This is a genomic window from Deinococcus misasensis DSM 22328 (assembly GCF_000745915.1).
Lineage (GTDB): Bacteria > Deinococcota > Deinococci > Deinococcales > Deinococcaceae > Deinococcus_C > Deinococcus_C misasensis.
In genome coordinates, this window is the sequence record NZ_JQKG01000021.1 from 56,766 (window position 1) to 73,800 (window position 17,035).

The 17,035-nt window shown below is 54.7% G+C and carries 27 protein-coding genes and 2 pseudogenes; 16 read left to right on the top strand and 13 right to left on the bottom strand.

Features of this window, described 5'->3' with window-relative positions; genetic code table 11:
* Window positions 1-38: 38 nt before the first annotated feature.
* From Q371_RS14505 to Q371_RS14515, 3 genes are read right to left on the bottom strand one after another with little or no spacing between them, the layout of a single operon-like run.
* A complete protein-coding gene (locus Q371_RS14505; protein ID WP_034341743.1) occupies window positions 39-389 on the bottom strand; it encodes an ArsR/SmtB family transcription factor in 351 nt (116 codons plus the stop codon).
* Window positions 390-396: 7 nt separating this feature from the next.
* Complete coding sequence (locus Q371_RS14510) at window positions 397-1,461, bottom strand: flavin-containing monooxygenase (protein WP_034341744.1); 1,065 nt, start codon at window positions 1,459-1,461, stop codon at window positions 397-399.
* A gap of 49 nt (window positions 1,462-1,510) precedes the next feature.
* Window positions 1,511-1,810: an ArsR/SmtB family transcription factor gene (locus Q371_RS14515; RefSeq protein WP_034341745.1), complete on the bottom strand. Its 300-nt coding sequence runs from the start codon at window positions 1,808-1,810 to the stop codon at window positions 1,511-1,513.
* Between the two features lie 95 nt (window positions 1,811-1,905).
* Here Q371_RS14515 and Q371_RS28085 point away from each other — a divergent pair, with 95 nt between their 5' ends.
* Complete coding sequence (locus tag Q371_RS28085; protein ID WP_281174316.1) at window positions 1,906-2,040, top strand: hypothetical protein; 135 nt, start codon at window positions 1,906-1,908, stop codon at window positions 2,038-2,040.
* Between the two features lie 51 nt (window positions 2,041-2,091).
* Here Q371_RS28085 and Q371_RS14520 read toward each other — a convergent pair whose 3' ends face one another.
* Genes Q371_RS14520 through Q371_RS14530 form a run of 3 tightly spaced genes read right to left on the bottom strand, consistent with a single transcriptional unit; the run spans window position 2,092 to window position 3,693 of the window.
* Window positions 2,092-2,334, bottom strand: coding sequence for a thioredoxin family protein (locus Q371_RS14520; protein ID WP_034341746.1), 243 nt, complete (start codon window positions 2,332-2,334; stop codon window positions 2,092-2,094).
* A gap of 14 nt (window positions 2,335-2,348) precedes the next feature.
* Window positions 2,349-3,392 carry a permease gene (locus Q371_RS14525; RefSeq protein WP_034341747.1) on the bottom strand — a complete coding sequence of 348 codons (1,044 nt, stop codon included), beginning with the start codon at window positions 3,390-3,392 and terminating at the stop codon, window positions 2,349-2,351.
* The gene (locus Q371_RS14530) at window positions 3,358-3,693 is read right to left on the bottom strand and encodes an ArsR/SmtB family transcription factor (protein WP_084571443.1); all 336 of its coding nucleotides are present in this window, start codon (window positions 3,691-3,693) and stop codon (window positions 3,358-3,360) included. The genes Q371_RS14525 and Q371_RS14530 overlap by 35 nt, the downstream gene beginning before the upstream one ends.
* A 201-nt stretch (window positions 3,694-3,894) precedes the next feature.
* Between Q371_RS14530 and Q371_RS27755 the strand changes: the two are divergent.
* Window positions 3,895-4,272 (top strand): annotated as a pseudogene (locus Q371_RS27755) (DUF1016 N-terminal domain-containing protein); the annotation flags it as partial.
* Window positions 4,273-4,353: 81 nt separating this feature from the next.
* Complete coding sequence (locus Q371_RS27910; protein ID WP_281174318.1) at window positions 4,354-4,524, top strand: PDDEXK nuclease domain-containing protein; 171 nt, start codon at window positions 4,354-4,356, stop codon at window positions 4,522-4,524.
* A gap of 257 nt (window positions 4,525-4,781) precedes the next feature.
* Here Q371_RS27910 and Q371_RS14540 read toward each other — a convergent pair whose 3' ends face one another.
* The 3 genes from Q371_RS14540 to Q371_RS28210 are packed head-to-tail and all read right to left on the bottom strand — an operon-like array spanning window position 4,782 to window position 5,782.
* On the bottom strand, window positions 4,782-5,294 hold the full coding sequence (locus Q371_RS14540) for an SRPBCC family protein (protein ID WP_034341748.1): 513 nt from the start codon (window positions 5,292-5,294) through the stop codon (window positions 4,782-4,784).
* Window positions 5,269-5,631, bottom strand: coding sequence for an ArsR/SmtB family transcription factor (locus Q371_RS14545; protein WP_211253847.1), 363 nt, complete (start codon window positions 5,629-5,631; stop codon window positions 5,269-5,271). Before Q371_RS14545 ends, Q371_RS14540 begins: the two co-directional genes overlap by 26 nt.
* Window positions 5,632-5,653: 22 nt before the next feature.
* Window positions 5,654-5,782 carry a transposase gene (locus Q371_RS28210; RefSeq protein WP_425388042.1) on the bottom strand — a complete coding sequence of 43 codons (129 nt, stop codon included), beginning with the start codon at window positions 5,780-5,782 and terminating at the stop codon, window positions 5,654-5,656.
* A gap of 140 nt (window positions 5,783-5,922) precedes the next feature.
* On the opposite strand from Q371_RS28210, the gene Q371_RS14550 reads away from it, so the two are divergent.
* The 9 genes from Q371_RS14550 to Q371_RS14590 all read left to right on the top strand — a co-directional run bounded on the left by Q371_RS14550 (window position 5,923) and on the right by Q371_RS14590 (window position 12,660).
* On the top strand, window positions 5,923-6,276 hold the full coding sequence (locus Q371_RS14550; protein WP_157442719.1) for a hypothetical protein: 354 nt from the start codon (window positions 5,923-5,925) through the stop codon (window positions 6,274-6,276).
* 41 nt (window positions 6,277-6,317) lie between these two features.
* Window positions 6,318-7,679, top strand: a complete 1,362-nt coding sequence (locus Q371_RS14555; RefSeq protein ID WP_084571446.1) for a barstar family protein — start codon at window positions 6,318-6,320, stop codon at window positions 7,677-7,679.
* A gap of 54 nt (window positions 7,680-7,733) precedes the next feature.
* Entirely contained in the window at window positions 7,734-9,095 is a 1,362-nt protein-coding gene (locus tag Q371_RS14560) for a HEAT repeat domain-containing protein (RefSeq protein ID WP_157442720.1), read from the top strand.
* A gap of 229 nt (window positions 9,096-9,324) precedes the next feature.
* On the top strand, window positions 9,325-9,810 hold the full coding sequence (locus tag Q371_RS14565) for a hypothetical protein (RefSeq protein ID WP_157442721.1): 486 nt from the start codon (window positions 9,325-9,327) through the stop codon (window positions 9,808-9,810).
* A 68-nt stretch (window positions 9,811-9,878) separates the two neighbouring features.
* Window positions 9,879-10,529, top strand: a complete 651-nt coding sequence (locus tag Q371_RS14570; RefSeq protein ID WP_034341753.1) for a hypothetical protein — start codon at window positions 9,879-9,881, stop codon at window positions 10,527-10,529.
* Entirely contained in the window at window positions 10,522-11,397 is an 876-nt protein-coding gene (locus Q371_RS14575; RefSeq protein ID WP_034341754.1) for a hypothetical protein, read from the top strand. The genes Q371_RS14570 and Q371_RS14575 overlap by 8 nt, the downstream gene beginning before the upstream one ends.
* Window positions 11,394-11,819, top strand: a complete 426-nt coding sequence (locus Q371_RS14580; protein ID WP_034341755.1) for a hypothetical protein — start codon at window positions 11,394-11,396, stop codon at window positions 11,817-11,819. The genes Q371_RS14575 and Q371_RS14580 overlap by 4 nt, the downstream gene beginning before the upstream one ends.
* Window positions 11,816-12,292 (top strand): hypothetical protein, encoded by a 477-nt coding sequence (locus Q371_RS14585; RefSeq protein WP_034341756.1) that lies wholly within the window; start codon window positions 11,816-11,818, stop codon window positions 12,290-12,292. Before Q371_RS14580 ends, Q371_RS14585 begins: the two co-directional genes overlap by 4 nt.
* Complete coding sequence (locus Q371_RS14590) at window positions 12,289-12,660, top strand: hypothetical protein (protein ID WP_034341757.1); 372 nt, start codon at window positions 12,289-12,291, stop codon at window positions 12,658-12,660. Before Q371_RS14585 ends, Q371_RS14590 begins: the two co-directional genes overlap by 4 nt.
* 342 nt (window positions 12,661-13,002) lie before the next feature.
* On the opposite strand, the gene Q371_RS14600 is transcribed toward Q371_RS14590, so the two are convergent.
* From Q371_RS14600 to Q371_RS14615, 4 genes are all read right to left on the bottom strand, one after another.
* Complete coding sequence (locus Q371_RS14600) at window positions 13,003-13,479, bottom strand: SMI1/KNR4 family protein (RefSeq protein ID WP_034341759.1); 477 nt, start codon at window positions 13,477-13,479, stop codon at window positions 13,003-13,005.
* A gap of 55 nt (window positions 13,480-13,534) precedes the next feature.
* Window positions 13,535-14,083 carry a hypothetical protein gene (locus Q371_RS14605; protein WP_034341760.1) on the bottom strand — a complete coding sequence of 183 codons (549 nt, stop codon included), beginning with the start codon at window positions 14,081-14,083 and terminating at the stop codon, window positions 13,535-13,537.
* 430 nt (window positions 14,084-14,513) lie between these two features.
* Entirely contained in the window at window positions 14,514-14,855 is a 342-nt protein-coding gene (locus Q371_RS14610; RefSeq protein WP_034341761.1) for a type II toxin-antitoxin system PemK/MazF family toxin, read from the bottom strand.
* Complete coding sequence (locus Q371_RS14615; protein ID WP_034341781.1) at window positions 14,855-15,112, bottom strand: ribbon-helix-helix domain-containing protein; 258 nt, start codon at window positions 15,110-15,112, stop codon at window positions 14,855-14,857. Before Q371_RS14615 ends, Q371_RS14610 begins: the two co-directional genes overlap by 1 nt.
* A gap of 476 nt (window positions 15,113-15,588) precedes the next feature.
* Here Q371_RS14615 and Q371_RS28215 point away from each other — a divergent pair.
* The 4 genes and pseudogenes from Q371_RS28215 to Q371_RS14630 all read left to right on the top strand — a co-directional run.
* Window positions 15,589-15,756, top strand: a pseudogene (locus tag Q371_RS28215) (transposase); the annotation flags it as partial.
* 97 nt (window positions 15,757-15,853) lie between these two features.
* Window positions 15,854-16,036, top strand: a complete 183-nt coding sequence (locus tag Q371_RS28220; protein ID WP_157442722.1) for an IS3 family transposase — start codon at window positions 15,854-15,856, stop codon at window positions 16,034-16,036.
* Window positions 16,037-16,042: 6 nt separating this feature from the next.
* Complete coding sequence (locus Q371_RS25835) at window positions 16,043-16,513, top strand: integrase core domain-containing protein (RefSeq protein ID WP_084571447.1); 471 nt, start codon at window positions 16,043-16,045, stop codon at window positions 16,511-16,513.
* Window positions 16,514-16,593: 80 nt separating this feature from the next.
* Window positions 16,594-16,926: a hypothetical protein gene (locus Q371_RS14630; protein WP_034341763.1), complete on the top strand. Its 333-nt coding sequence runs from the start codon at window positions 16,594-16,596 to the stop codon at window positions 16,924-16,926.
* The last annotated feature ends 109 nt before the right edge of the window (window positions 16,927-17,035 follow it).

The window sequence follows — 17,035 nt, forward strand, 5'->3', positions numbered from 1 at the left end:
GTGTCCAATTTCCCACAGTGCAGGGTAACAGGTCAGGGTCAGGTCAGGGTGATGTGGGGCAGGAAAAGCTGGATGCTCTCCGCCCCTCTGGGGTCAATGGCGTAATACATCCACTTGCCTTTTTTCTCACCCCGCACCAGTTTGGCCTGGGTGAGGACTTTCATGTGGTGGCTGACGGTGGGCTGGGTGAGCCCGGTGACCTCCTCCAGATCGCAGGCGCACACCTGCCCCGGCTGGGCGCAGCAGGACACCAGATCTTGACCGGTGAGGGTGCGCAGGTGCAGGAGGATTTTGAGGCGCATCGGGTCCGAGAGGGCCTTGAAGAGTTGCGCCATGTGCTCCAGGGTTTCCCCCTGGGTTTCTTTTGGCGTGGGAAGGGGAACGGTCATGGGGGCACTATAACGGAAGGGGCTGGGGCTGTGTGTGCCGGAGGTGGGATTTGAGGTGCTGAACGACCACCCGTGCATCCCGGCCCACCCCCCGGAGGGTGGCGGAAGCCATGGAACGCTGCCCGGGGAGGCCTACGAAAGCAAGACCCGGGAGGGTGGTGCTGATGCCGTGGCGATGCAAGGGCTGACCGTGGGCATCCAGAGCAGGTGTGCCCTCCAGAAACGGCAGGTTCGGGCGGAACCCGGTGGCGAAAATGACCCCGTCCACCTGTTCGGTTTCCCGGTTCTCCCAGCACACCCCATCTTCGGTGAAGTGCTGGAACATTTTTTGGTGCCGGATTTGACCAAACTTCAGGGCCGTCTGGTGCTGCCCGCCGTCCAACACCAGACGGCTGTTCCCGAGCGGCAGGAGGTGCCCGAGGGGGATGGAGTCCATCAGGGCCAGAAAATGGTGAAAATCCAACCCCAGGATCCTTTGCGGGGCAAAACGCACCTTTTCCCGGGTGGCCAGGGTGACGGAGGCCTGGTGGGAAAGTTCCAGGGCGATTTGCAGGGCAGAGTTCCCGGCGCCGACCACCACCATCCGTTTGCCTTTGAAGGGGTGGGGGCTCTGGTACTGGCTGCTGTGCAAGATGTGGCCTTTGAAGTGCTCCTGTCCTGGCAGGTGGGGCAGGTGGGGCCGGTTGAAGGGGCCACTGGCCACCACCACGGTGCGAGAGGACAGGGTTTGTCCGGTGTGGGTGACCACCTGAAAATGGCTTGCTTGGGGCTCAATTCGGATCACGGTGCTGGAGGTCTGGATGGGAAACTGGAAGTGCTGGGCGTAGTCCTGCAGGTACTGACTCACCTCATCTCGGCTGGGATGGCGCCTTTTGTTTCCTGGAAAGGAGAACCCTGGGAGTGAAGAAAACCCGGCTGGGGAGAACAACTTCAGGCTTTCGTAGCAGGTGGGCCAACTGCCCTGGGGTTTTTCTCCTGCTTCCAGCAACAGAAAGTCCAGTCCCATTTTTTGGAGGTGGTAAGCCGTGGCGAGTCCGGCCTGTCCTGCGCCAATGATCAGGGTGTCCAGCATGTTATTCCTTTCGTTATTTCGGGATTTTACGATATGAGGAAGCAAAAAATCAAGAAAAGGGAGGACAACATTCCTCCACCAGTTGAACCAGACCCCGCAACTGCCAGAGCAACTTCTCCCGGTCAGGACGGTAGTACACTTCCTTGCCCACCCTTCTGGAGGTGAGGATCCCGGCCCGTTTCATCTGGCTGAGGTGTTCGCTGGCGGTGCTCTGGCCGAGCTTCATGTCCTCGGCCACCTGGTTGACCGTGCGCTCTTTTCCATCCCGGAACAGTTCCAGCAGGATTCTTTGCCGGGTTTCGCTGTTCAGGGCTTTGAGCAGGTCGGTGAGGGGTTCCCAGCTTGTCATATCGTCATTCTCCGATTTCATGGTAGCATGTTTTCCCATTTTTTGTTTTACAAACAGGCCAGCACCCCGTATTTACACTCCCCCACTGGGGTGCTTTGATCATCACCATCAAAGACAAACACCTCACCGGACGGCTCGGGACCATTCAAATGGTGTTCGTGCTGGCCGCCCTCACCAAAGGGATTGAGGTGAGGATCAGCCTGAATTCACCGATGAAGACCCTGAAGTGAAACCCTGAAGTGAAGCAGCATCCCACGACGGGTTGCTGCCTTGCTGCGTGCTCAATCGGCATGCTGCTTGAGAATCTCCACGATGCTTTGCGGGGCCAGCACCCGCCCCATGGACACCACCTGTCCATTCACCATCAACGCCGGGGTGCGCATCACCCCATGCCCGGCGATCTTCACAGGATCGGTGATCGACTCCACCTGTTCGGTTCTTCCCAGGGCCTGCAGGGCCTTTTGGGTGTGGTCTTTCAGGGTGTGGCAGTTCTTGCAGCCGGGTCCAAGCACAGAGATGTTCATGGTCTTTCTCCTTTTTACAGCAGGGCGTTGAAGATCAAGCCGGTGATCAGGATGCCGCCAGTGACCACCAGCACGAAGGCAAAGAGCAAGGGGGGTTTCAGGACCCGCCTGAGCAGCACCAGTTCCGGAAGGGACAGGGCGACCACCGCCATCATGAAGCTGAGCAGGGTGCCCATCGGCAGGCCTTTGTGGTACAGCACTTCAATCAGCGGCAGGATGCCTGCGGCGTTGCTGTACAGGGGAACCCCGATCAGGACGGCCATCAGAACACTTGAGAAGGATTCATTCCCTGCGTACCGAACAATCAAATCTGCGGGCACCCAGCCGTGCAGTGCGGCACCCAGCCCAATGCCGATGAGCAAGTAGGGCAAAATCTTTATGACCATGCTGCCTGTTTCACTGGCGGCAAGTTCGTACCGTTCCTTCCAGCTGGGTTTTTCCTCTTCGAGGAGCTTTCCCAGTTGGGCTTGCAGCACAAAACCTTCAATGTGCCTCTCCAATCTCATCTTGCCGAGCACCCATCCGGCCAGCATGGCGAGGGTGAGGCCCATCAGCACGTAAAGGAGTGCGGTGTTCATTCCGAACATGCCGTACAGCATCACCACAGCAACCTCGTTGACCATCGGGCTGGCAATCAGGAAACTGAGGGTCACCCCCAGCGGGATGCCGCTGGAGACGAAACCGATGAACACCGGGACGGCGCTGCAAGAGCAGAAGGGGGTGAGCACCCCGAGCAGGGCGGCAAGCAGGTTCCCGGTGCCCTGTCGTTTTCCGCCCAGCACCAAGCGGGTCTTTTCGATGGTGAAAAAGGAGCGGATCACACTGACCGTGAAAATCATGCCGGTGAGCAGCAGGAGGATTTTGCTGGTGTCGTAGAAGAAGAAGTGCACGCCACGGCCCAGCGGGGTGTTTTCGCTCTGGTGGAGCACCCCGTAAATCACCTGATCCCAGAACGGCAACAGACTGCGGTACAGCAAAGTCCACACGGTCAGGCCCGTGAGGGTGAGGGCCCACGGGAAAGGGTCATGTGATGTGTTGCGTGCTTTGGTGTTTTGCATGGGCACCTCCCGGTGTGTTTCCTCCCAGCGTGGCCAGCAGGTGTGTGGTGTGCTGGATGCGTTCGGGGTTCAGGGTGTAATCCACCCAGCGGCCTCTTTTTTGGCTGGTGACGAAACCGCCGTCTTTGAGGACTTTGAGGTGGTGGGAGAGGAGGTTGAGCGGAAGGTGGAGGTGGGCTTGCAACTGGCACACGCAGCAGGTGCCTCCTTCTTGGAGGTGCTGGAGGATCTTCAGGCGGTTTTCGTCGCTGAGGATTTTGAGGTCCTGCTGGAGGACTTCAATGTGCGTTGCTTCAACCATGGTTGAAGTGTAGGTCCTCTGCGGGGAGGGCTGCCAGTGTCAGAGGTCCCGGGGAAGTTTGTCCCGGTGGGCGTTTTTGTTGTTTTTTGAATCCTCTGGTCTACCTTCCCTGTGGTTTTCTGGCAGGCTGTGGTTGGATGAGCAGCCATGACCTTTTTGCAGCGGACGACGAATACCAGGCTTTCCTGAGTGAAACATCGGGTGCAGAAGGCCCGCACCCGGGCCATCCTCAGTGTGAACCGGGAGTTGATCCTGCTGTACTGGCAACTTGGACGGGAAATCCTCTCCCGCCAAAACGATCAGGGGTGGGGCAGCAAAGTGGTGGACCGCCTCTCCCGGGATTTGAAGGTGGCCTTTCCGGAAATGAAGGGGTTCAGCCGCAGAAACCTGCTTTACAAGCGGTCTTTCGCTGAGGCGGCATCTGAGAAATTTGTGCAACAGCTTGTTGCACAATTGCCGTAGGGTCACATTTGCACCCTGCTGGACCGGGTGAAAGACCCCGTGCAGCGGGAATGGTATGCCCGGGCTGCTCTTGAGAACGGCTGGTCGAGGGCGGTGCTGGACCACCTGATCGACAGTGGCCTGTTTGAATGGCAGGGAAAGTCACTCAGCAACTTTCAGCAGACCCTGCCTGCCCCACAGTCAGACCTGGCCCAGCAGGTGTTCAGGGAACCCATGAATCTGGAATTCCTGGCCCTGTCCGAACAGGCCTCTGAGCGGGAACTGGAGCGGGGTTTGATTGAACGCCTGAAGGACTTCATGCTGGAACTCGGGGTGGGCTTTGCTTTTGTGGGTAGCCAGCACCACCTGGAGGTGAAGCGGAACTTCTAATTGGGCCTGTTGTTCTATCGCCTGAAACTGCGGTCCCTGGCAAGCTTTTGCAGGACAGGGGTGACCAGATGCCTCAAGGGCCGGTCCACCGCACCACCTGCCTCACACCGCAGATGAAGTGGTGAGGCATCGTTGTTGGACCTCAGTGTGCCAGAGCCTCACCTTGCACATTGGCTTTTGAAGGGGGTTGTGCGGCGGGTCCTGCAAAATCGGCTTGACGGTATCCTCCTGGAGTGAAGGTCAGACCTGTCCTTCGCTCACAGACCAGCAAGGTAAGCTTCAAGCTGATCCAGGGTTCCTCCCATGCCCTGCTGCAGATTGGCCATGAATCCAACATACGTTTGGGTTTCTTCAGGTGTGGCGTTCACAGGTCCTCCACGCAAGGTCAGCAGGGTCTTGCCGTCCTGCTCTTCAAAAGTCAGGATGTTGAGGATTTCCAGAGGCCAAGACGGATGGAAGGGGGCACGGATGGCATTGCCGTTTTCATCAGAGAAAGCACTGGTGTAGGACAGCCGTTCAGGTGCCTTTATGTCCTGATACACAAACCGTCCATACATCTTCTGTCCGCCCTGTTCCATGCTGTAAAGGAACATGCCCTGCTTGTGCAAATCCAGACGCACCACCTCAATGGATGATCCTTTGGGCCCCCACCAGTGCAACAAATGCTCGGGTTGGGTGAATGCCTGAAACACCAAAGCTCTGGGGAAGTTGAGGGTGCGCTGCAGAAAGAAGGGGTGTGTGGGGTCAGTCGTCTGGGGTTGTGGGGTCATGTGTTGTCTCCTTTTGTTGCAAGTTCCTCAGGTGATTTTCGAGTCGGTCGAGGTTCTCTTCCCAGAAGCAGCGGTACTGGCCGACCCAATCGGAGACTTCCCTGAGTTTTTCTGTCTCCAGTTTGCAGGGTCGCGATTGGGCCTCTCTGCCCCGTGAAATCAGACCGGCATGCTCCAGCACTTTGAGGTGTCTGGAGATGGCTGGGAGTGAAATGTCGAAGGGCCTGGCCAATTCGTTGACTGTGGCTTCTCCTTCGGCAAGCCGCATCAGGATGGCGTGACGCACTGGATCGGACAGGGCAGACAGGGTGGTGCTGAGGGAATCCTGCGTGATCACTTTTATTTAACACCTCCGTTAATTAACCTAAATAGAAGGCAGCCTGGTGAATGCTATGCTGGCGACACAGGCCAACCACTGAGGTCTCACCCTTTTGGGCCTCTTGCAGGTTGTCCAGGATCTGTTGTTCGGTAAAACAGGACTTTTTCATGTTCTATCTTCCACGGTGAAGGCTGAACATTCGATTTTATACTGGACCATTTTGCCAGGAGCATACCAAGCATGGTTGCCTACACGAAACTACACCAGGACGCAGAGTTTTGTATCCTCAGGAACCTCTAGAATGCAGAAATGGCTGCTGAGCATAGACGAACAACCCCAGTGACCCCACCAGATCATTTTTATGATCCTGCGCAGACTCACCTGTGGCTGGACAACGAAGACGGTTGGCACTGGTCGTTCGAGGAATACTTTGAGGCCTTGAGGTATTTTCAGCAGGGCCAGGTGCACATGATCTGGGATCTGGATGTCGATCGTCTCCGCAGAGCCTGGGAAGTGGTGAGGTACGTCAAGGACTTCCATGATGTCCTGCTGGAAACCAGACTGCACGAAATGAAACTGGATGACCAATTCTCGGGGCAGAACATCAGAGAGCACACCATGGTGTTTACAACAGAGGGTCCATCGCCTATCGGTGAACCCTGAAATATCATCCCAAACGTTATTCACTTTCGGAGGGTCATGAAATGAATATGCTTCTGAGCACCCTGCAAGAATTTCACCTTTTCAGTCGGTTGTTTCTGACTGAGCGCACCATGCAACTGTCACCTGATGAAGCGGTGCAATGCCTGAACGCTCCATTGCCCCTCCACCATGGTGCCGCTCTGGAAACCCGAGGTCTGCTGGACTGGACCCGTGGTGAACATGACATCAAGGTCCATATTGCCCTCACTCCACAAGGACTGGTGTTTCAGGATGGCTGTATGCCGTTCAGGTCCACCACTGATCCAGAGGTGAAATTGGTGGGTCCCATGCTGCAACTGCGTTTCAACAAGGGAGGCATGTATCTTGAATACGCATCACCAGACCACACCACCCTGGAGCAGCTGAAAGCAGAATGGGAACACCAGAACCTTCTATTTTCGGATTCCTCGACCTGGACCCAGATATTGCAGTGGTCCATCGAGGTGCCAGACTCCAAAACCCTAGAGAAACTTTGGATGGAAGTCTGGCAGCAGCCAGAGCTTCATGGGTATGTTCCTCAGGGACACCTGGATTGGGGTTGGCAGGATGACTGGTTTGAGGCCACAGGGGAGTCTTGGGCCTGGAGGGGGAAAACCGATGTGGATCGGGGGCTGGCCTGGGTCCTGGGACATGTTGTGGAGTGTGTCCAGTGGATGGAGCCCGCAGGGGACGGTTACCGTTTTTGCTTGGCCTTGCCCCTGGACTGTTTGAGTAAAGTGTTTCCATGTGTGCCCCAGCCCAGCGTAAACCTTGTTTTCTGGATGGAACGCTTTGCCGTGCTCACCAGCAAAGTTCATGCCACCCACTGGTGTGGTGTAGAGGTGACCTCTTGGAAGCAACGCAAGGAATTCAATCTGGATGCAGCTCTTTGGGAGGAAAGCACATGCCACACCCAGTTGCTGAGGGATTGCATCAGGTTCACAGATGATTTTTCCCTTGTACGGCAGGCAACCCATGTGGTCATTGATGAAACCATACAGGATTGGCGAGGGCTTTTTGATGCGTATGGAAAGTGGATTTACATGGAAAAGTGGAGGCACCTCAATCCCATCTTCGAGGATTCAACGTATTTTGGGAGCAACTTTGATGCCTTCTGGGATTGCCTCACCAGCATCCCGCAGGCGGTGGGCACCCACTTGCAGATCCTTCACCGGGGCTTGCCTGAAGTGGAAACAGCAGAGCTGGCCATTTATATGGGAGTCCTGCTGGATTTCGTCAAAAGGGAGCGTCAACACCCGACCACAATTCTGGAAGTGACCTTCACACCTGACTTGCAAGAGAAGGTAGAAAGAGCGCTGGTCGAACTGGAGAAAACACGGGCCTGGAGACGATTCAATGGATGGAGGACCACGGATGATTGCTGAACCCACCCTGGCTTTGCGACACCTGGACTTGCCAAAATACATTCAGAAGGTGCCATGAGACGAAAACCGCCCACTCTCCCAAGTCTGGCCACGAAAGTGCAAGATTGGCGACATCAACTGTGGCATCTACCAGAGGAAGAAAGTCAGGTGAGGCTCGCAGAGAAACTGGAATGGACTGCCCTGGGTAGCCGCAAAGCTGCTGGCCTTCTGGTCCCAGTTTTTGTGGAAGCCCTCTCCCATCCAGCTGTGCTGGTCAGACAAGGTGCAAGCAGGATGCTGGCAGCACTGGGGGAACAGACAGGAGACCTTCATGGTGTCCTCTGGGAGCAGTTGAAACAAGACGACGTTTACTTGAAGGGCTGCGCACTGATGGCCCTGGGCAGGTCAGGTGCACAGCATTTGGTGCCCAGTGTGGTACAGGTGCTTCACGAAGACCACCGGTGGAGTGTTTATGCTGCACTGCAGGCCATGAGGGTTCTCACTGTTGCTCCAGGGCCTTTTCTGAAAAGGTTGCAGGAATTGTTTCAGCATCCAGAACGGGCAGATGTTGGCGTGTTCCCTCTGGGACCCCGGGAGAACGCCACCACCCGAGGAACGGTCCGGCGCATGTTGCTGGTGGCCCTGACGGAACTGCCTACAACGTTTCAGGTGTTGCTGCCAGAAGTGCTGGACTGTGCCCGATTTCCGGAAGAACTGTACTGGGTGAGTGAGGTGCTGCTTCACTGGAGGGTCGATCCCAACGCAGTGCGGCAAGATGTTCTGAAGCACCTGCACGGTGGGGATGAAAAAGCCCGGAGGGCTGCCCTGCATGCCCTGGTGGACCTCAGGTTGACCGTAAACGAGGAATCAAAACATCTGTTGCTGGACTGGGCTGCACGGAGCACCCATCTTGATCAGACGGTGCTGGCATGTGCTCTGTGGTGGTGCGCTGGAGAACGACAGCAAAGCATCCAGATGGCCATCGACCTGTTTGAGCAGGGCTTGCAGCGGTCACGGGGATGGCCTTTTCGGTACCACAAGGTGCTTGAATTGCTCTGGGACCTCGGTGAACTCTCTCCAGAAAGGCTAGAGCGCCTGATGGACCACATGCAAAAAATGCATCAGGATAGGGGTCGCCCGGATGGGCCCATGTTGCTCTTCCTGCTGAACAAGATGGGGAACACAGCCATGATCCTCTCTGAGGTGAAAAAACTCCTGGAAACCGGCGACCAGCTGTACTGGGCCATTCAGTGCTTGAAAGAATTGGGCACGGATGCAAAACCCTTGCTGGAGGTGCTGCAAATCATGCTGGAAAAAGATGAGCCACTCATCCATGATGCCAGACAGGTGATCCCCATGCTGCGCCTCTGGGAAGAGGTATGGGTGCGTTCTGAATTGGCTGGGCTGGTGAAAGGTTTACAGGTGGAGCAGGAGTGAACAGACAGCAGGCAAAAGGGCTGTGCCTGTCAGAATTCCTTTGACAGAGCCCTTTGACAGAGCCTTTGAAACAAGCACATTCATCCTGGGGCCCACTACGCCATACGGTCAGCTGTGGGATGAGAAAAAGCTTCCTATACTGGTGCAAGGACTTGTGGACAATATGGACATTCAAAGGAAAAATTTTCATCATTTGATTCCTCTGGCAGAGCGTTTTTTGCGAGAAGACATGGATGCACCACTGTCCTGGGTACTCACCCTGATCCGTGAACCCAGTTTTGAGCGTTTCGAGAGGTTCGATGTGATGTGGGACCGGCAAGATGTCTTCGAGGGCAGATACCGGTACTGGGATCTGCCCTCCGACATGGAACGCATGGACCAGTACTACGATGGACTGGCAGGGCAGGAACGCCTCCGGGAACGCTACAAACCCAGGGAATGGTCCCCCACGCTTGGACAACAGCGTACAGAGCTGCCCGTTGCTGCAGCCAGAGCTTTGTTGGACAGCTTAAAAACCAGCCAGATAATGTTTCCAGTGGCGAACCACAACCATGTCATGCTGGACGGCACCCACCTGATCCTGACCATCCGGGGTGGCACAAGCCTGCAGGTCACCGTGGAGTGGGATGAAGGACAGCATCTGGAACTCGACCAGCTGGCTGAGGCGGTTCAAAGTCTTTTTCTGGCCCTGCAAGAGGGTGAGCAGTACACATGAAATTGCGTCTGAACCAGAGTTGTTCTGGCCGTCGCCTTCCTCCTACCTGTGGAGAGAGGGTGGCCTGAATGGATCAGGAAAATCTCAAAACCACCCTGACGTCTGAAGTGGGCAAAATCTTGAGAGACCACGGTTTTGTCTGGAAGGACCTGCACCCCCAGTGCTGGGAAAGACATCAGGGCTGTGGTCTGCAGCGAGTGATGCTGGACATCAACTGGAAGAAACGCAGTTGGCGGGTGGGGCTGGATGTCCGACAGGTCTTCACCAGGGGTGAATGCCGGGTGTTTCTGAGGACCTCGCCTTTCCTGCTGAATCCTCTGTATCCGGTGAGATGGGTGGTGACCACCGGACTGGACCTTCAGCGCACTCTGCAGGCATGGAACGCTGGGGTTCTGGACGAGGTGCTGGATTTTTACAGGCAGGTGGAGTCTCCAGAAGGGGCCATTAATCACCTCATTCGTCAGCCCAGAAGGACCATGCACAACAGGATTCTGGGGGCTTTCCATACCGCGTGGCTCCTCACCCCTTTTTTCGAAGGAGAGGACCAGGCCCAGATCCACACTAAAATCATGAGTAGACTTGAGCAGTTGCTGGAAGATCAACCGGACCGCCTGGAGAATTGGCTGAAACACTTTGCTGAGCTCTCCAATCTGCTGGAACCTCCAGAAGGGCCACAGGAAATGACCCCAGATAGGAATCAGGAGCAGCAAGATGGATGAGATGCACCCCACCAATGTTCACCTCAGGCAGGTGGAGCAAATGCTGCTTTGTGTGCAGGAGTTTCACGTTGGCCACCTGAGTCTCGGAGGGCTGGTCAGCAATCTGGAGTTCTTGTGGCATCACCTGCAGGAAAGCAGTGATCTGGACCTGCGGGAGGTTCAGGACCTGATTCACCAGCTGGAGGTGCTCTATGCCTGCCAGTTGGAAGGTCTGATGGACGCAGAAGATGGCAGACAGCAGTTGCTTACCCTTTTGAATTCCCTGGAAGGGTGGCTGTGCACGTTGCAGGTGTGGCCTGAACTTCAAACGCGACTTGCAGAAGCGAGACGCTGGTGCCAGCTAAAGTTTGATCTCAGCGATCCTGTTCACAGCCTGAGAAACCGTGTGCTGAGTCCTGCAGGAAGCACAGAGCTGGATTCTGGGTCTCTGCTTTCCAGAGAGACCGTTGAGGTTCTGGTGAGCAAGCGACGTGGTCTTCTGGACACTGTGGAGGCTGAAGTATCCACTGAGGATTTCCAGGGTAGGATTCTGCTGGTGTTGCTTGAGCAGGACACCGGGTGTGGGGAGGGCCTGCTGGCCTCAGGTGGCATAATCGACGCATCTTTTCTCCCACCCTGGGACACCTGGCTGGCCTGGATTCCCCTTCCTTACCGGGACCCTGTGCTGCTGGCCTGGATTCCCTCACCCCTGTTGATGGATGTCCAGAAAGCCATGGAGGTTTCTGCCTCCCAGTGCCTGTGGTGGCTGGAAGATGTGGACCCAGAAGAAACCAACCCTACCCTGCTGCAGCTGCGAAAAGCACTGCTGAACAGTTCTCAGGAGCCTGCAGGTGCATCTTCTGCCAATCTGAAAAAGGGTGAGGCGTGAAAGAACCTCACCGAATGGTGGATGTGTATGTTTCCATCGAGCTGACCCTTGCAGCTGTATTGCCGATGGTGTGTCGTTTCTTTGCTGTTGCACCCGATGAAGTTCTGCTGTTCAGCCATTTTGAAGAGCGGCCAGAATCCGATTGGCTGAAGGTCAAAGTGTGGGGGTTTGTGCGCAGCACCGACGGTGGTGATTTTCTGAGCAGTGTGCACCTGTTCACCCAGGTAGACCAACAGGTGGATGAGGCTGAGTTTGCCCGGCATCTGGCCCGGGAACTGAACTGTGCCTGCCTGATCACCGATGATGATGTGAACCCTTACACCATGCTGTACATTGATGCTTCCCAGAGGTATCGGGTGGCTCTGGATGTGAAGCGCCTGGACGACCACGAAATGGTCATCGCAAGGAAAATGGAATCATGACCGGGTCGGCCCATGACTGGAATGACATGGATGAATTGCTTTTTAAAGTGCGCAGGATTCCCTTTCTGGTCCTGTACCGTCAGCTGACCGGATGTTCCCTCCCAGAGGCAATCGACAAGATGGCAGAGCGGATGACTTTGCTCCGTGGGCTTTACCCTGAACGGTTTCCTGTCCCGGTTGACCCTGTGGAAGAAGCCTGGAAGAACCTGCGATACATCCAGGAGACAGTGCTTGCCATAGAAGCCGTGTGGGATGGAGACACTTTCCACAACTGGTTTCTGGAGCTGATGGCCATTGTGGAAAAACCTTCCGATGCCCACCCCAGATACACCGCTGTTTACCTGTGCACCTTGTATAGCAGCACACATGAACTGGCCGCTGAAGTGGGGGCCGAAGTGCATCTCCACCGCTGGCCCCCAGATGATGCGTACCCCAGATGGTGGGATGGCCCTGAAAAGGAGGATCCACGATGAACCTGGTGGAACAAATGCTGACTTTCATCAAGACTCGGGACCTCAGCGTTTTACAGTTGCCCCTGACCGAAGACCCAAGGGCTGTATGCATGGGTTGCTTAACCCTGCTGGACCATTTGAGATTGTATTGCCGGCTGGACCGTGAGCGCACCCTGCTTGTGACTGGGACTGGACCTCTGGCAGGGGTGCAGATCCTCAGAAGTCATCCAGAGTTCCACAGGATTTTCTGGGTGGATGAACTGGCCTATGGCCTGAACATCCGTTTTCATCCAGAGCTGCCAGAAGCAGAACGTCTGGTTCTGATTCAGACACGGTGCAAGGATGATGTTCCCATCCGGTACAGAATCAAGAATATGGGTCCCAAATGACCTTCACAGGCTTCACGTTGTGGGACCTTATTACAGTGGCCCCAGACCCAGTGTGCATGTGCAGCAGAAGAATCTCACGGCCCCTTTGAAGAGGAACACCTCATTTGCCATCAGGTGCACCTGCAAACACAAACCGAGGTGCAGCAGGCCCATCAAGAGACCCTGAGGAATGTGCTGGAAGGTGCAGGCTGGCACTTCATCAGCCAGGACCTGCTGAATGAAACGCTGCCTGACTTTGAAATCCCACACCTGGGCTCCCTACACCCTCCGACCCTGGAAGACTTTCTCTTCTTCTGGACAGACTGAATCCAGGCTGGTTGTGCAGAAACAGCTGCTGGGTTATCACCGTCGGCTTTTCCGTGCGATTTCCCTTCTCACACGGCTTTCCAGGTAATCTGTGAAGTTCGCAGAGAGCACCTCGGTCGCTGCCCGGTGGTATGGAGACCAGTTGATGACCTGGCCATTTTCGCAGTCGATGCAGTGAATTTCATCCCCCTCCTCATTCACCAGGAGATAGAGATGGTGGGGCAAGTTGGAAAGCTTTCTGGAGCTGAGGGTGGCCCTGACCCCATCACAAACCATGGGATTTTCAAAGTCAGCGTTACAAATCCCATGAATAAACACACCGCTGGAGCAAAATCCACCGTACTCTTCGACAAAATTCTTGTAGTCCTCGGGGAGAACCAGTCCCAGATGGGCTTCAGCTTGCTGGATCACAAACCTGGGTGTACCCACCATGCCTAGTTGATACTCATTGTTCACAAAAGTCCCCAGCTGCTCTCCTAGGACTTGTTTTGCTTCTTCAATCACAGAGACCATGCTTCTCCTTGCACCTTCAAGAACCGGTCAGGGCACATCCGGGCTTTCGGCCCTCTCACGTCAGAAAATCAATAAACCGCTCAACCGTTCTTCTGGTTTGATCCCATGTTGCAGCGTCTTCCAGCCACAGCAGAGGCTCCGTAACAGAAACATTCATGGCCTTCTGGACCCGCTCTACCAGTGCTTCTGGAATCCAGGCCAGCAATACATAGGGTGGATGGTCCTCTGCCAGAATGCAGTCAAACCAAGTGTCCCAGGGGGGCAGGTCATTGATCTCAATCACCCCATCCGAAGGCTCAATACCCTCTGCACAGCCCATATCGCTATGGGTCAGGACAACCAGAACCCTGCCCTGGGCTGGCTGGGCAGAGGTAGGCTTTGATCGCAAGAATTCCTGGCGTCTGGCCACCCATTCCTGCACCCGCAGCACGTGAACCTCACCAAAAGTCCAGTCTTCTGGGTACCCCTCTGGACGGAGGCGCTCAGATCGGAGGCTGCCCCCGGGATTGCTCAGGTCCAGGTGTGCTGTGCACCAGGCCTGGGTTTCTTTGAACACCCGCGACAGACGTGCAACGTCAAAATCAAGCTGATCCTGGTCTGACATATCTTGTTTCCCTCACGGTCCCACAACAATAGGTTGATATGCCAGAGCCCGATCCATAATCTCCTCTGCAGTGAGCTCCTCTGGATTGTGGTAGATCAGGTTGGTCACTGCCGGGTCCAGCACGTTGGCATGCTTTACGTTATCACAGCGATTTTCAGGGTCCCTCGCTCAGGTGGATGCCACCGGGATCAAACCGACTCTTTTCACAGACGATCGCTGAGCTCCAGTTTTGCTTCTGCTTCCAGCCCCAGGGGCAGGCGGTGACGTTGTCTCATCAGCACCACAACCACAGAATGGCATCTAAAATTTCAGGCCCATATTCGGATAGACCAGATAAACTTGACGAATACTGCATACCCAAGTTATCAGTCGGCCAAAAGGGCCGAATTTTTTGTTTCGCATCGGGACCTTGAAGGATCCCGGTGTTTTGTCATCCCAGTGCGAGGTGCTCTTTCAAACGCTCCGAAAGCTCCAGCATCAGATCATCCGGCAGGTAACTCAGCCTGCGAATGACCCTGGAAGAATCCACCGCACGAATCAAAGATACCTGGGCTTTGCTGTCCTTGTTCAGCCCACTGCGGTTCACGGGCAAGAACAGGTCATGGGGGTAAACCTGGGTGATGTTGCTGGTAATGGGCACCACAGTGATCACATGGGCATGGGCATTGGCCACATTGTTGGTGACCACCACTGCTGGATGGGTGTAATTGGCTTCGTGCTCACGGGCAGGGGCAAAATTGACCAGCAGGATGTCTCCTCTGCGAATCAACATCACCAGTCTATCCCGTCAGACGTTTCCAGGCCATCATTCAGGGTGCCTTCCAACATCAGCAAAAGATTCTTACTGTGTTCTTCAGCTTCCAGGCGATACCCTTCAGCCAGTTCCTTTTCTCTGAGGGCTTTCAGGGCTTCAAACAACACTTCACTGCGGCTGGGCAGCTCATGGGTGTGCTGGTACTGCTCCAGGTAATCCATCATGGGACGGGGCAGGCTGACACTAAATTTAATGGCGTTTTGTTTTTGTTGCATGGTCATACCTCCAGTATGACTCATGGTAGCACCAAATCATGAGGGCCAGTCTGACTTCTTCACAAAATCAATGTTTGAACAGCTTGTGCAACCTTATGGCCCAGGGCTTTAAAAGTTTCGTTTTTCTGGCAGGGGAGCATCATAGACCACACAAAAAGGATCCCCATCTTTCATGACATTGGTGCTCTGGCATCTCTGGTAACGCCTGAACTCGAAAAGGTAAACGTTACAGACTGGGAGATCCATCTGTAGGCTGGACAGCAACACCAGAACCTGTTCCAGACATCTGGATTCTGGGCAGAAACCAGTCCTCAGGTTGCTAAGGCTGGTGATGCGCACTTCCCCTTTGTGGATTTCAAAAGACATTTCACCCGCTGCTGGTCTGACCCCGGGAAAATGGACCAGTTACATGTAGAGCATTCAGCCTGGAAAGGTCAGAATGAACCATGGCGAAACGCAAGTTGACCGACGAATAAATCGTAGACCTCCTCAAAGAAGGCGAAAAAGGCGAGCTGAGCATCGCAGAACTGTGCCGCAAGTACAACATCAGCGAAGCCACCTTCTACAACCTGAAAGCCAAATACCAGGGCACCACCACTGCCGAACTCAAACGCTTAAAGCAGCTGGAACAGGAAAATGCCCGTCTCCTCAAGCTGGTCGGCCAGCTCACCTTGGAGAACTCTGCGATCAAAGAGGTGTTGGAGAAGCGTCTGAGGGAGCTGGCTGAGCTTTACCCGGTCTATGGATATTCGGAGAATGCACCAGGTGCTGCTCCGCGAAGGGATGGTGGTCAACAAGAAGAAAATCCAGCGTGTGTGGAGGGAGTTAGGTTCTCTTCGTTCCCAGAAGGTCTCCCCACGCCAGATTCGCACTGGATCGACCTTGCCTGAGGCTGGTTTAAGACCCAATGAGGTGTGGTCCTAAGACTTCATTTTTGATCGTACGGTGAGGGGGGAAACCCTGAAATTCCTGGTGTTCATCGACGAGTTTACCCGCGAATGTCTATCCGTGACGGTGAAACCTAACTTCAGGTCGGCTGATGTACAAGAGGTCCTCAGGTCGGTGATCCAGACCCGCGGTGCTCCCGACTTCCTGAGATCGGACAATGGAAGTGATTTTATTGCGTCTGAGCTGAGAATTTTCCTCGGCCTGCTGGGCGTAAGGACCAAATACATTGAGCCTGGGAAACCCTATCAGAACGGAAACACGGAGAGCTTCAACGCCAGATTCCGAGAGAAGTGCTTGAACCGGGAAGTGTTCCACAAGGTGTGGGAGGCTTCAGTGGTCACAGGGCGTTTTCGGGACCACCACAACCAGGTCAGACTGCATTCCGGGCTGGGCTACTTGCCACCCGTGGAGTTCAAAGCCAAATGGGATGCATCAAGGGTGGAAATTTCGTAATCTCAGAATAGGGCCTTTGCTCTACATCCAACTGGACCAGACTTCGGGTGCCTCCCAGAGCAGGGATAAGGAGAGTTCCAATGAGTAGAATCGTCTTTGCTAGATCTTATCATAGTGCCACCGAACTTCTATTGGAAGACGAAAACGTGATGGATCAAAATGTATGGTATGATCCAACAAATATTGGTGAGCCCAAATACATGCTCATCGAAGCTGAGTACTCGGATGTCGATTCCTACAATCAGATCTTGAAGCCATATGAAGATTTGGGATTTATTCAAGTCATGCCCTACGGAGAACTGGCCTATTATTTCAAAATAGTACGCAAAACCTACAGGGATGAGGATGTAAACAGAGTAGTGGAATTTTACATAGAGAATGACAGCTGGCCAGACGCAATGGAGGAAGAATAGCATCTAGATCGGATTAGAGCGTACCAAGATGTGATTTGAATCATGGAAGGTGAATTCTGTTGTCAGCCAAGCGTGCTGGACAGCAGAAAGTTGTGCCCTCATCATACAA